Source organism: Streptomyces sp. NPDC017448, assembly GCF_044330565.1.
In the GTDB taxonomy this organism is placed as follows: Bacteria; Actinomycetota; Actinomycetes; order Streptomycetales; family Streptomycetaceae; genus Streptomyces.
This window is the reverse complement of record NZ_JBIRLM010000009.1, coordinates 70,889-83,912: the sequence shown is the minus strand read 5'-3', so window position 1 is coordinate 83,912 and position 13,024 is coordinate 70,889. Positions and strand designations below refer to the sequence as shown.

The window sequence follows — 13,024 nt, the reverse complement described above, 5'->3', positions numbered from 1 at the left end:
GGGGACCGGCAGCTTTCCGGTTGCGTGACGCCCCTTCGGCGGCCGTTCCCGGGCGGGGCCCCCGCCGCCCGGTGCGAACAACCGGAACGTCACGCTCTGCTGCGTCAACTGTACGGACCGGCGGACCCCTTGAGGGTGTCGATCCCCAGACAGATTGTCCGACACCGCACGCGATCGCAAGGGTGAAATAGGCGGTACAAGGGCTTTAGGTGGGGTTTGACCCCAGGCCGTGGAGAGGATGTGACGAAGTGGAGATCTCCGTTCCCCGCACCGTCCGTCATCGACGCGTCGCGGAGCGGAGTCGAGCGGGTGGCTCTGTGTGCGCAGCCGCAGGAGACCGACGGGGCGTGCGGGGAATGGCCGAAGCCCCCTCACGTTCCGTGAGGGGGCTTCGGCTGTGCGTGCGCCGTCAGGGACTCGAACCCCGGACCCGCTGATTAAGAGTCAGCTGCTCTAACCAACTGAGCTAACGGCGCCTGCTGACCTGGAGAACTCTACCGGACGTCCAGGGGTGCTCCGAACCATTTACCGTCCGCCACGCCCTGTCGGATAGTCGTTTTTTCTCTTTGTTCCGTCAAAATGCGATATGTCGGACGAGTTGAGACGCTGACGCCCGTTGCGGCTGCGCCCGAAGATCTTGGCGAATGACGAGTGCGGAGGGGAATCGCATGACTGTGCCGGTGTTCGAGGAGTACGAACCCGCCATCGACTGCGCGTGTGCGGGGTGTGCCGTACGGCGGCGCTCCGCCGCGCGGGCCCTGCCGGTGCGGCGCGGCGGCCACCCCGCCGCCCACGGCGCGCGGCGCGCCCTCGTGCTGGCCACGGCCGCGGGGGTGGTGCTCTCCTGCGGGGCCGCGGGGGCGGCGGCCGCCGCCGGCCGCCCCGGCCACGCGCCGCACGCCGACGGGGGAGCCGATCCCGAGCCGGCCACCCCGCAGGGGGAGAAGGGGCCCCTGCGGGGCTCCGGCGCCTCGGGTCCGCCCTCCGCCGGTTCGGCGGTACGCACGACGACCCGGGCCGAGATCATGGAGCGGGCCCAGCGGTGGGTGGCCGCGAAGGTCCCGTACAGCATGGAGAAGTACTGGTCGGACGGGTACCGCCAGGACTGCTCGGGCTACGTCTCGATGGCCTGGAACCTCGGCGCCAACGAGTGGACCGGCAGCCTGGCCGCCTACGCCACCCGGATCGCCCGCGCCGATCTGGAGCCCGGGGACATCCTCCTCTTCCACAACCCCGCCGACCCCTCCCAGGGCTCGCACGTCACGATCTTCGGCGGCTGGACCGGCTCCGCGCGCACGCACTACACCGCCTACGAGCAGGCGCGCCCGCGGACGCGGAAGCAGTCCACGCCCATGGCGTACTGGAACAACTCCGACCGCTACGTGGCCTACCGCTACAAGGGCGTCACGGGGGGTTCGCCCGGCTCCGGGTCCGCCACCGCCTTCCCGGGGGCCGGGCGGTTCGGCCCCGGCGCCGCCAACGAGGACGTCACCCGGCTCGGGCGGATGCTGGTCGAGCGGGGCGGCAAGCGGTTCTACGCGGTCGGCCCCGGACCGGTGTGGAGCGCGGCGGACCGGCGGGCGACCCAGGCGTTCCAGCGGGCGCAGGGCTGGCGGGGAGAGGAGGCCGACGGCCTTCCGGGCCCGCACACCTGGCGTCTGCTGACCACCGGCGACGGACAGGACATTTCGGCCACCGGGGCCGGCGGCAGCCCGGATACGGCCGCGGCGTTCCCCGGACGCGGCTATTTCAAGCCGGGTCAGACCAACAGCCATGTCGACCGGCTCGGCGAACAGTTGGTGAAGAAGGGATACGGCAAGCACTACGTGTCGGGCCCCGACCCGCGCTGGACCGAGGCGGACCGCCGCAACGTCGAGGCGTTCCAGCGGGCCCAGGGCTGGCGCGGCGGTGCGGCCGACGGATACCCCGGGCCGGAGACCTGGCGCCGGCTCTTCGCGTGACGGATGCGACGGAAAGGAATCGGGTACCGGTGACCCCCCACGACGACCAGACCCCCTGGACCAACCCCACCCCCGCCCCCCACCCCCTGGACGACCGGCTTCCGCCGTCGCTCTTCGCCCCACCGGGCCAGGGGAGCCCGCCGCCGCTGTTCGGCGGGACAGGCCCGGCGGCCGCGCCGCCACCGGTGGCCGGCGGGGCGGACAAGGGCAAGGGCGTCCCCCCACCGCTGTTCCGGCCGGTCTCCGATCCCGCGCCCGCGCCGGACGGGGGACGCCCGGCCCTCCCCCTGCGCCCCGCGGGCACGGGCACCCCTCCGGGCGACGGCACGGCCGCGCCCGCGCCGCCCCGGCCCGCCCCCGACGCCCCGGCGCCGAGTCCGCGCCCCGGGCCGCCCCCGGACCGGGGCGCGGACCGGGGCGGGGACCGGCCGCCGACCGTCCCCGCCGCTGCCCCGGCCCCCGCCGCCGCTCCCGACCGGGACGGCCCCGGGCGGCCCGCCGCCGAACGCCCTGCCCCCGGGCGTCCCGTGCCGCTGGACGGGAACCTGCACCTCAAGCCCGTGCGACGGGGGCGGGCGGAGCCCTCGGCGGAGTGGACCCCGCTCCCGTCGTACGGGGTCGGACCGGGCGGCGCGAAGCCGGAAGGAGGAAAGGCCGAGGGCCGGGCGCCGGAGGCCGCGACATCCAAGAGCGCCGAGCGTGCGCCCCGGCGCGCCCCGGCCCGGGGGCCCCTCGACGACCCCGGCCCCGACACCGAGCTGGACCTCGTCCTGGATCTGTCCCCCGGCGACCGGGCCGCCTCCGCCACGTTCTCCGTACCCGGACCCGCTCCCGCCGCGACCACGACGGCCACCACCGGGGCCGCCGGGACGACACCCACCACCGGGGCCGCTCCCGCCGCGACCACGACGGCCGCCGCCGGGGCCGCCGGGACGACGCCCACCACCGGGGCCGCCACCACCACGGCGGCCGCCCCCGGGGCCGCCGCGACGACGGCCACCACCACGACGGCGACCACCACGACGACCGTCACCGGGGCCGCCGCGACGACCGCCTCCTCTCCCGCTCGCCGCCACTCCCTCATCGCCAACGAGACCACCGCCTCCATCCCCGTCCACCTCCTCTTCCGCGACGACCAGGAGCCCGGTCGGGCGGCGACGCTGCCCCCGGCAGTCCTCCGCCGGCCGGCCGAGGGCCGTGCGCCCGCCGCGCGGCGACCGCCCGTGCCGCGTGCGCCGCGGACGCGGATGCGGCCGTCGACCCGCCCCGCCCCGGACGCCGACCCCCGGCTCGTCGAACGGCCCGGTCCCGCGCTCCCCGGCTCCGCCGCCCTCCTCGCCGGTGCCGCCGCGATCGTCGGGGGAGTGGCCGTCCTGGGGTGGCGGGGCGTGCTGCCCGCCGCCTGGCAGACGGCGGTCGGGCTCACCCCCCGCCCCGACCTCGGCATCGGGGCGGGCGAGGGGGCTCTGCTCACCCTCCTCGCCGCCGTGGCCCTCCTCGCGCTGGGCGGCCTGGGCCGGGGCCGGGTCGGGTCCGCGTGGGTGCTGACGCTCTTCGGCGACTACCGGGGCAGCGTGCGGCGCACCGGTCTCGTCTGGGTCTCCCCCCTGTTGCTGCGCCGCCGCGTCGACGTACGGCTGCGGCACTGGCGGAGCGAACCGCTGCCCGCCGTCGACGCGACCGGCACCGCGCTGCGCGTCGTCGTCCTGGTGGTGTGGCGGATCAAGGACACGGTCCGGGCCGCGCTCGGCATCGAGGACCACGAGGCGTACCTGAGCGCCCAGGTCGAGGCCGCGCTGGCGCGGGTCCTCTCGCAGCTGCCCGCCGACGCGTTCCACGAGGAGGCCCCCAGCCTGCGCGACGCGGAGGCGGTCGGCGACGCGCTGACCCGGCTGCTGAAGGCGGAGTGCGAACCCGTGGGCGTGGAGGTGTACTCGGCGCAGCCGACCGGCATCGAGTACGCCCCCGAGGTCGCGGCCGCGATGCAGCGGCGGCGGATCGCCGCGATCGACGCCAAGCACCGGGACAGCGTGCTGACCTCGGTGGTGGACGCGGTGGACGACACGGTCGACCGGCTGACCACGCGGGGCATCGTCGAGCTGGACGACTACGAACGCAAGGCGCTCGTGAAGGACTTGACGGTCGCCTTCTACACCGGGCGCAGCGGGGGAGGCGACGGGGCCTGAGGGGCCGGGGAGGTTCGCGAGGTGCGAGGGGGGTCCCCGGGGCCGGTCCGGCGACCGTCCCCGGGGGCCTTCCGGAATATGACGCTCATTGGTCTGGACATGTTCATGCGGCGTCCATAACCTAGGACTTGGTCTAGACCGCAGCACCACGCATGCACCGCACCACGTACCAAGCGCGCAGCAGTCGAGCAATGCTCATGGAACCTCCCCCACGTTCTAGAGGAGCGACAGCCCATGCGGAAAAAGGCAAGCGCGGCCGTGATCGGCCTCGCGATAGCGGGCGTCTCGGTGCTCGCGACCACCAGCGCCAGCAGCCACGGTTACACGGACTCCCCGATCAGCCGCCAGAAGCTCTGTGCCAACGGCACGGTGACCGGCTGCGGCAACATCCAGTGGGAGCCGCAGAGCGTCGAGGGGCCCAAGGGCTTCCCGGCGGCAGGGCCGGCGGACGGCAAGATCTGTTCCGGCGGCAACGGGCAGTTCGCCCAGCTCGACGACCCGCGCGGCGGCAACTGGCCCGCCACCCAGGTCACCGGCGGGCAGGGCTACAACTTCCGCTGGCAGTTCACCGCCCGCCACGCCACCAGCGACTTCCGCTACTACATCACCAAGGACGGCTGGGACTCCACCAAGCCGCTCACCCGGGCCGCGCTCGAATCGCAGCCGTTCATGACCGTGCCCTACGGCAACCGGCAGCCGCCGTCCACCCTGACCCACCAGGGCACGATCCCCACCCAGAAGAGCGGCAAGCACATCATCCTCGCCGTCTGGAACGTCGCGGACACCACCAACGCGTTCTACGCCTGCTCCGACGTCAAGTTCTGATCCCGGAGCCCGGCGCTCCTCCGGTCGTCGTACGACGACCACGGGCGACCACCGGCCCGCCCCGGAGCACGACCCCACCGTGCTCCTTCATCGCCGGACGGTCGAGGGGGAAAGCACAGTGGGCGGTCTCCGTGAAGGAGACCGCCCACTGCGTGTCGTGCGCCGTCAGGGACTCGAACCCCGGACCCGCTGATTAAGAGTCAGCTGCTCTAACCAACTGAGCTAACGGCGCCTGCTGACTCGAAAATAATACCTGGTCCTCGGGGGTGCTGTTGACACCCGCCTCCGGGGCCCCTTCCGTAACGCCTTTCCCCCTTCGAACGAAAGGGCCTACCCCTCTCCGCCGGGCCCCCGCCCGCTCACCGCGTCCGGGATCAGCGGCCCGATCCAGGCCGCGAACGGCTCCCACAGCTCGTCGGCGGCCGACCGGACGATCACGTTGGGGTCCTCGGCGGGCTCCAGGCCGAAGCGGTCGCGCAGCCACGTCCGGAACGCCGGGTTCGCCGGACACGGGTCGTACGCGTCCTCGTCCCCGTCCGCCCCCTCGCGCTCGTCCGCGTAGTCCACGCCGTCCCAGCCGCCCATCGGCGTCCAGCCGGAGGCGAGGACGCGCAGCAGCTCGGGCAGATCGCGGGCGACGACGTGGACCCCGCCCTCGGCGCCGAGGAAGAGCACCGGCAGGGTGGCGAGGTCCTCCCGTCCGTCCCGCAGCCAGATCGCGTACGTCGAGCCGGAGCCGGTGGCCTGCGCGAAGGGCCGGATGCGGTCGGAGAGCTGCGGATAGCCGCCGTCGTCCTCGCCGAAGGGGGTCAGCTCGAACTCGGGTGCGAAATAGCCAGGGGCGCCGTCCTCGAACTCCTTGAGGAGGTTCAGCGCGGCGATCGGTGCGTACATGGCGGTGAGGCTACCGCCGACGCCCCACCGGGTCCGGCCCCCCTACAGCGCGAGCGACAGCAGCACCGGCGCCGCCCGCCGGCTCAGCGTCTCGGCCGCCGCCCGCAGCCGGTGCACGTCCGCGACCGGCAGCGACAGGGCGAGGCAGCCCGCCGAGGAGCCGGCCGTCAGCGGCACGGCCGCGCAGACCGTGCCCACCGCGTACTCCTGGAGGTCCAGCACCGGGACCGTGGCCGCCTGGGCGTCCAGCTGGGCGAAGAGGATCTTCTCGTCGGTGATCGTCCGGGAGGTGAGCCGGACCGTCCGGTGCCGGGAGAGGTGGTCCCGCCGCCCGTCGTGGTCGAGCTGGGCCAGCAGGCACTTCCCGGCCGCGCTGGCGTGCGCGGAGGAGCGGAAGTCCACCCATTCGTTGACCGCGGGCGTGAGCGGCCCGTCCGCCACCTGGACCACGCTGACCTCGCCGTCGAGGTAGCGGCTGAGGTAGACCGCCGCGCCGAGGGAGTCGCGCAGCTCGGCCAGGGCGTTCTGGAGGCGGCCCTCCAGGACCTGGCGGCGGGCGGCCCCGGAACCGAGCAGCAGCAGCGAGGCGCCGACGACGTACGCGCCGTCCCCGACCTGCTCCACGTAGCCCTCGCGGCGCAGGGTCAGGAGCAGCGGGGCGAGCCGGCCGGTCGGCAGCCCGGTCTCGCGGGAGAGCTGGGCGCCGGTCACGCCGTCCCCGTGCCGGGAGACCGCCTCCAGCACGCGCAGGGCGTGCTGCACCGAGTGGAACGGCGCGGTCGGCTCGGGCTTCAACGCCACGGTGTCCCCCTACCAGGTTGTGACCGCAAGCTTCCGCTCCACGATAGTCCCCGGAGCCCGCCGGCGGGGGGCCCGGCGGCGAGCGGATGGGCGCGCCCCGGGGCCGCTAGCTGGGGCGCGCCCGTCCGGCATATGCCACTGTCATGGGCGGTGGCTCAACGGCGAGGTCACAGCACCGCGTTGAGGAATGCGCGCGTACGTTCGTGGGACGGATCGGAGAAGATTTTCTCCGGCGGTCCGGACTCCACGACCCGCCCCGCGTCGAACATCAGGACCTTCTCCGAGACGTCCCGGGCGAAGTTCATCTCGTGGGTCACGCAGAGCATGGTGATGTCGGTGGTGCGGGCGATGTCCCCCAGCAGCTCCAGTACGCCCGCCACCAGCTCCGGGTCGAGCGCGGAGGTCACCTCGTCCAGCAGCAGGATCTCCGGCTCCATGGCGAGCGCGCGGGCGATGGCGACCCGCTGCTGCTGGCCGCCGGAGAGCTGCGAGGGGTGGGCGTCCACCTTGGCGGAGAGCCCGACCAGCTCCAGCAGATCCCGCGCCCGGACCTCGGCCTCCTCCCGGCTCCTGCCGAGCACGCTGACGGGGGCCTCGGTGATGTTCTGGATCACCGTCATGTTCGGGAAGAGGTTGAACTGCTGGAAGACCATCCCGATCTTCTTCCGGGACGCGCGCAGCTGCTTCTCGCCCGCCGGCTTGAGCGAACCGTCCGGGGCGCGTACGTGGGAGAGCGGTGAGCCGTCGACCCAGATCACGCCGCCGCTGACCTTCTCCAGCGTCATCAGCAGCCGCAGGATCGTGGTCTTGCCCGAACCGCTGGGCCCGATCAGGGTGACGTGCTCGCCGCGGTCCACCGTGAAGTCCAGCTCGTCCAGGACCACATGGTCGCCGTAGCGCTTGACCACCTTGTCGAACCGCACCAGCGGCTCACCGGCACGGGCCGCGGCCGGGGCGGCGTCCTGGGGAGCGGCGGCCGGCCCCGGCGACTCCGTCTTCTGCAGGGGGAGGGGTTCAGTGGCCAAGGCGCTTCTCCAGCTTTCTCATCAGCAGCGACGTGGGGTAGCTCGCGACCAGGAAGACCAGGCCCGCGAGGGTGAAGACCTCGGTGTAGGCGAAGTGGTCGGCCCCGTACTTCCGGGCCTCGAAGACCATCTCCTGCACCGTGATCACGGCGAGGAACGGGGTCTCCTTGAACATCGAGACCGCGTAGTTCCCGAGCGCGGGCAGCACGTTGCGCACCGCCTGCGGCAGGATCACGGCCTGCCAGCTCCGCCGGGGCGACAGCGACAGTGCGCGGCACGCCTCCCACTGGCCCTTCGGCACCCCGTCGATCCCCGCCCGGTAGACCTCGGAGGTGTACGCGGCGTAGTGGACGCCCAGCACGGCGATGCCGGTGTACAGCGGCTCCACCGTGTTGAACAGGGCGGCCGCGCCCACCAGTTGCACCAGCAGCGGGGTGGAGCGGACGAACTCCGTGACGATGCGCACCGGGAGCGTGACGAACCTGCTGGGGGCGCGGCCGGCCATCGCGACGGCCAGCCCCAGCACGGCGGCCACCAGGGTGCCGAGCACCGTGGCGAGCAGGGTGACCTTGAACCCCTCCATGAGGAGGGGCAGCGACTCCCCGACGGCCTTCCAGTCGAAGCCGTTCACCGGGTACCTCCCACGGCGGTCGTGGACGCGCTGCGGCTCTTGAACAGGCTCTTCGCGCCGGTGTCCAGGCCGAGCCGCCGCTTGGCGCTCCGCTCCAGCAGATTCATCAGCATCGTCAGGGCGTACGCCAGCACGAAGTAGGCGGCCAGCAGGGTCAGGTAGGCGGTCAGGGTCTCACCGGTGCGGTCGCGCAGCTGCTGGACCACCGTCATCAGATCGGCGGCCGAGATCAGCCACAGCAGCGGGGTCGCCTTCAGCAGTTGGATCAGCAGGTTGGTGAAGCTCGGGATCATCTGCACCCAGGCCTGCGGCAGGATCACCTTCCACATCCGCCTGGCCGGACTGAGGTTGAGCGCGACGGCCGCCTCGTACTGCCCGCGCGGAACGGAGTTGACCGCGCCACGCACCACTTCGGCGCCGTACGCGCCGAAGTTGAGGCCGAACGCCACCACCCCGCAGACCACGGGGGTCAGTTCGTAGCCGGTCAGCAACGGCATCGCGTAGTAGAGCCAGAACAGCTGGATGTAGAGGGAGGTGCCCCGAAAGAACTCCACGACCACCCGGGAGGCCCCCCGGACCAGGAGCAGCCCGCTGCCCGCCGACAGACCGAGCGCGAAGGCCAGCGCCCCGGCCAGCAGCGCGCCCAGGACCGTGGCCTGGAGCGTCACCCACAGGCCCGACCGGACGCGGGGGAACTCCTCGACGAGGAGGGAGAAGAAATCGCTCATGCGTGTGTGTCCGCCCCGTCAGCCCTTGCAGAGATCCGCCGTCTTCAGGTCGGCGGGCGGGATCTCCGTCTCCCCGAACCCGTACGGCTCCAGCAGCCGCACATAGCGCGAACGGTCGGAGACGATCTTCTTCAGCTCACGGTTGAAGGAGTCCCGCAGGTCCTCGTTGCCCTTGCGGAACACCGCGCCGCCGGGGGAGAACTGCTCCTTGCCGTCCAGCTTCGGCACGAACGCCTCGGTGACCTCGGTGTCCGGGTTGGTCTTCGCCAGCCAGCGCAGCGAGATGCCGGTGAGGAGGAAGGCGTCGATCCGGCCGCCCTTGACGGCGTCGGCCCCGTCCTGCGGCTTCTGCAGGGTCTTGATCCTGTCCTCGGGTATGCCCGCGCCCTTGGCGTAACTCCCCTCGACCGCACCGGACATGACGCCGACGGTGATCCCCGCCTCCTTGGCCGAGGCCAGATCGGTGACCTTCTTCGGGTTGCCCTTCCGCACCATCAGGGCGGTCGGCGAGATGAACTCCGGTTCGGAGAAGATCGCGTTGCCGCAGCGCTCCGGGGTGATGGCCATGCCCGCGCTCACCACGTCGTACTTCCCGGCCTGGAGTCCGGGGATCAGCCCGTCCCACTCGGAGAGCGTGGGCTTCAGCTCGTCCACCCCCAGGGCCTTGAAGATCTCCCGGTGCAGCGTCGGGGCCTCGCCCTTCAACTCCTTGCCCTCCAGGTACCCGTACGGGGCCTCGTTGGCGTACGCCACCCGGACGAAGCCCTGCTTGCGGAGCTTCTCCAGGGCGCCCTCGCCCGTCGCGGAGCCGGAATCGGTCTTGCTGCATGCGGTGAGCAGGCCGGGAACGACGAGGAGGCCGCCCACGGCCGCCGTTCCGTTGAGGAAGCCCCGGCGGGACAGGTTCGGGAATTCAGCCATGGTTCGCAGTCTCCTGGAGGTCGAACAGTCCGGACAGGGTGAGCGCCTGCCCGATCCCGTACGTCTCAGCGGGAGACCGGGGGCATGTAACCCAACAGTGGCCGGAAGGTGACCTTCCCGTGCCCGGGGCGGGGCGGAGGGCGACCGGAGGTGCGCGGTCCGTGTTCCCCCGGTACGCACGTTCATGACTCCGCATCAGCCGCTTCTGTGATCAGCTGGCGCCATGGTGGCGATATGGGCGAGCATCGTGGCGGTCGGGGGCACGCTCCTGGGGGCGGTGGTCACGCATCTCTTCCAGCGGCTGGCCGCCGGGCGCACCGAACGGTTCGCGAGGTCGGAGGCGCTGCGGCAGGAACGCACCGCCGCCTACAGCGCGTTCGCGGCGGCGGCGGAGGAGTACCGGCACGGGCAGGCGGGCCGCTGGTACCGCCGGGGGGAGGGCCGCGGAGCGGAGGCGTTCGTCGAGGCGCGCGACGAGGCCCACCGGCTGCGGACCGCCGCCCGGCAGGCGCTCTACCGGGTCAAACTCCTCACCGACGACCCGGAGGCGGTCCTCGCCGCCGAGCTGGCGTACGAGCGCGTCCGGGACATCTCCACCGCCCGGGACCAGGAGGGGCACGACGCGCTGCACGCCGAGGCGCGGGAGGCGATCGAGGCGTTCATCACCCGGGCCGCGCCGCTCACCCGCTGACCGGCGGGGAGCCCGAACCGTCCGGCGGGGCGGGACCGCGAGCGCCGGGGGCCCGGGGAACGGCCGCGCGCACCGGGGCCGGCCGCGCGCCCCGGCGGGCCGGCGGGGGAATACTGGGAACAGGTCGGGGCACGAGTGACCGGTCGCGCGGTCATGGCCGCCGGACCGACCGGAGGGCCGCGCCGCGATCCCGCGAGGGGCCGCCCGCCGCGCGGCGAGCCGCCGACGCACAGGAAGGGTGGACATGACGACCGTAGGACTTCTCTACCCGGGCCACGCAGCCGAGGACGACTTCCCGCGGACCGAGATCCTGCTCGACACCGACATCCGGCTGCCCCTCTTCTCCACCGGGACCGGCGAGGACGCCTACCGCCCCGACGCGCTGCGCGCGCAGGGCGAGGCCGCCCGGCTCGCCGAAGGCGTCGAGGAGCTGCGGCTCGCCGGGGCCGAGGCGCTGGTGTGGGCCTCCAGCGGCGGCAGCTTCGGGCAGGGCTGGGAGGGCGCCCACGAGCAGATCGCCACGCTCGCCCGGACGGCCGGCCTGCCCGCCTCCAGCACCTCCTTCGGCTTCGTCCACGCGGTGCGGGAGGTGGGGGCCTCCCGGGTCGCCGTCGCCGCGCCCTACCCGCAGGACGTCACCGGCCTCTTCGCCCGGTTCCTGGCCTCGGCGGGCGTCGAGGTGGTGGCGACCGCGTCCGGCGGGGCCGGTTCGGCGGCCGAGGCCGGCTCCTGGGGCCCGGACGAGGTGAAGCGGCTGGTGCGGGAGGCGGACCACCCCGACGCGGAGGTGGTGCTGGTCCCGGACACCGCCCTGCACACCGCCGCGTACGTCCCCGAGCTGGAGGAGCTGATCGGCAAGCCCGTCCTCACGGCCAACCAGGTCACGGTCTGGGAGGGGCTGCGCCTCGCCGACCGCCGGACCTGGGCCCCCGTGCTCGGCACCCTGTTCGCCACCCGCGAGCCGGTGCTGCGGACCCTGGAGCCGAAGGGCATCGAGGTACGGGAGTAGCCGCCGGGGCCGGGCCCCGGCCCGCCCGGCACGGGCACGGAGCCGCCGCCCGGTCTGCCTCCGACCTGCGCCCGGCCCGCTTCCGGTCTGTCTCCGGCCGCCGCCCGGCCCGACCCCCCCGCCCGGCCGCGGGAATAAAGCGGAGCCGCCCTCCTGTTGTACCGCTCCGATACGCAACGTACGACAGCAGCACCGGGAGAGCCGACACGTGGACGACATCCGAGGCGACCAGACCAGCGGCGACGCGAGCGGAGGCGCGGCGGACCCCGACGGCATCCGGGGCGCCGCGGCCGGCACGGCCGCCGTCCCCCTGTCCGTCCTCGACCTGGTCACCGTGGGACAGGGCCGCACCGCGACCCAGGCCCTGCGCACCAGCGTGGAGATCGCCGAGCTCACCGAGAGCCGCGGCTACCACCGCTTCTGGGTGGCCGAACACCACTCCATGCCCGGGGTCGCCTCGTCCTCCCCGGCCGTGATCCTGGCGCACATCGCCGCCCGCACCGAGCGCATCCGGCTCGGCTCCGGCGGAGTGATGCTGCCCAACCACGCGCCCCTCGTGATCGCGGAGCAGTTCGGCACCCTGGAGGCGATGGCCCCGGGCCGGATCGACCTCGGCCTCGGCCGCGCCCCCGGGACGGACGGGGCGACGGCGGCGGCCCTGCGGCGCAGCGACCGGCTCAACGAGGGGGCGGACGACTTCCCGCAGCAGCTCATGGAGCTGATCCGCTTCCTGGACGACGAGTTCCCCGACGGGCACCCGTACAGCCGGATCCACGCCGTGCCGGGTCCGGTCCAGGCGACCTCCCCCGGTGGTGTGCAGTCCGCGCACCGGCCGCCGGTCTGGCTGCTGGGCTCCTCCGGCTTCAGCGCCCGGCTGGCCGGAACGCTCGGGCTGCCGTTCGCCTTCGCGCACCACTTCTCGGCGCAGAACACCATTCCCGCGCTCGACCTGTACCGCGAGTCCTTCCGGCCCTCCGCCGTGCTGGACTCCCCGTACGCCCTCATCGGCGTCTCGGCGCTGGCCGCCGACGACGAACGCGAGGCCCGCCGGCAGGTGCTGACCGGGGCGCTGTCCATGGTCCGGCTGCGCACCGGCCGCCCGGGGCTGATCCCGAGCCCCGAGGAGGCGGCGGCGTACGACTTCTCCCCGATGGAGCGGGAGTTCGTCGACGGCTGGCTCGCCAACGTCGTCCACGGCACCGCCGACGCGGTCCGGGGCGGCCTGGACGACCTGGTCAAGCGCACCGGTGCGGACGAACTGATGATCACCGCCAACGCGCACGGCGGGGACGCGCGGCTGCGCAGCTACGAGCTGATCGCGGACGCGTACGGCCTGCCGACCGCCGCGTAGG

At 73.4% G+C, this 13,024-nt stretch carries 12 protein-coding genes and 2 tRNA genes; 6 read left to right on the top strand and 8 right to left on the bottom strand.

Annotated features, from left to right (window positions below):
- Positions 1 to 402 precede the first annotated feature (402 nt).
- A tRNA-Lys gene (locus ACH4K1_RS17110) sits at positions 403 to 476 on the bottom strand.
- A gap of 192 nt (positions 477 to 668) precedes the next feature.
- Here ACH4K1_RS17110 and ACH4K1_RS17105 point away from each other — a divergent pair.
- The 3 genes from ACH4K1_RS17105 (at position 669) to ACH4K1_RS17095 (ending at position 4,972) form a co-directional block, all read left to right on the top strand.
- A complete protein-coding gene (locus ACH4K1_RS17105) occupies positions 669 to 1,961 on the top strand; it encodes a peptidoglycan-binding protein (protein WP_398090121.1) in 1,293 nt (430 codons plus the stop codon).
- Positions 1,962 to 1,990: 29 nt separating this feature from the next.
- Positions 1,991 to 4,147, top strand: coding sequence for an SPFH domain-containing protein (locus ACH4K1_RS17100; RefSeq protein ID WP_398090120.1), 2,157 nt, complete (start codon positions 1,991 to 1,993; stop codon positions 4,145 to 4,147).
- 234 nt (positions 4,148 to 4,381) lie between these two features.
- Complete coding sequence (locus tag ACH4K1_RS17095; RefSeq protein ID WP_398090119.1) at positions 4,382 to 4,972, top strand: lytic polysaccharide monooxygenase; 591 nt, start codon at positions 4,382 to 4,384, stop codon at positions 4,970 to 4,972.
- A gap of 158 nt (positions 4,973 to 5,130) precedes the next feature.
- Here ACH4K1_RS17095 and ACH4K1_RS17090 read toward each other — a convergent pair.
- The 7 genes from ACH4K1_RS17090 to ehuB form a co-directional block, all read right to left on the bottom strand.
- Positions 5,131 to 5,204: transfer RNA gene (locus ACH4K1_RS17090), tRNA-Lys, on the bottom strand.
- 98 nt (positions 5,205 to 5,302) lie between these two features.
- Entirely contained in the window at positions 5,303 to 5,866 is a 564-nt protein-coding gene (locus tag ACH4K1_RS17085) for a hypothetical protein (protein ID WP_398090118.1), read from the bottom strand.
- A gap of 42 nt (positions 5,867 to 5,908) precedes the next feature.
- Positions 5,909 to 6,667: an IclR family transcriptional regulator gene (locus ACH4K1_RS17080; protein ID WP_398090117.1), complete on the bottom strand. Its 759-nt coding sequence runs from the start codon at positions 6,665 to 6,667 to the stop codon at positions 5,909 to 5,911.
- Between the two features lie 167 nt (positions 6,668 to 6,834).
- Positions 6,835 to 7,692, bottom strand: a complete 858-nt coding sequence (gene ehuA, locus ACH4K1_RS17075) for an ectoine/hydroxyectoine ABC transporter ATP-binding protein EhuA (protein ID WP_398090116.1) — start codon at positions 7,690 to 7,692, stop codon at positions 6,835 to 6,837.
- Complete coding sequence (gene ehuD, locus ACH4K1_RS17070; protein WP_398090115.1) at positions 7,682 to 8,323, bottom strand: ectoine/hydroxyectoine ABC transporter permease subunit EhuD; 642 nt, start codon at positions 8,321 to 8,323, stop codon at positions 7,682 to 7,684. The genes ehuA and ehuD overlap by 11 nt, the downstream gene beginning before the upstream one ends.
- A complete protein-coding gene (gene ehuC, locus ACH4K1_RS17065) occupies positions 8,320 to 9,051 on the bottom strand; it encodes an ectoine/hydroxyectoine ABC transporter permease subunit EhuC (RefSeq protein ID WP_398090114.1) in 732 nt (243 codons plus the stop codon). The genes ehuD and ehuC overlap by 4 nt, the downstream gene beginning before the upstream one ends.
- Positions 9,052 to 9,069: 18 nt before the next feature.
- The gene (gene ehuB / locus ACH4K1_RS17060; RefSeq protein WP_398090113.1) at positions 9,070 to 9,972 is read right to left on the bottom strand and encodes an ectoine/hydroxyectoine ABC transporter substrate-binding protein EhuB; all 903 of its coding nucleotides are present in this window, start codon (positions 9,970 to 9,972) and stop codon (positions 9,070 to 9,072) included.
- Positions 9,973 to 10,195: 223 nt separating this feature from the next.
- Between ehuB and ACH4K1_RS17055 the strand changes: the two genes are divergently transcribed.
- From ACH4K1_RS17055 to ACH4K1_RS17045, 3 genes are all read left to right on the top strand, one after another.
- A complete protein-coding gene (locus ACH4K1_RS17055) occupies positions 10,196 to 10,663 on the top strand; it encodes a hypothetical protein (RefSeq protein ID WP_398090112.1) in 468 nt (155 codons plus the stop codon).
- A gap of 244 nt (positions 10,664 to 10,907) precedes the next feature.
- Positions 10,908 to 11,672: a decarboxylase gene (locus ACH4K1_RS17050; protein WP_398090111.1), complete on the top strand. Its 765-nt coding sequence runs from the start codon at positions 10,908 to 10,910 to the stop codon at positions 11,670 to 11,672.
- Positions 11,673 to 11,880: 208 nt separating this feature from the next.
- Positions 11,881 to 13,023, top strand: a complete 1,143-nt coding sequence (locus ACH4K1_RS17045) for an LLM class flavin-dependent oxidoreductase (RefSeq protein WP_398090110.1) — start codon at positions 11,881 to 11,883, stop codon at positions 13,021 to 13,023.
- Position 13,024 lies beyond the last annotated feature (1 nt).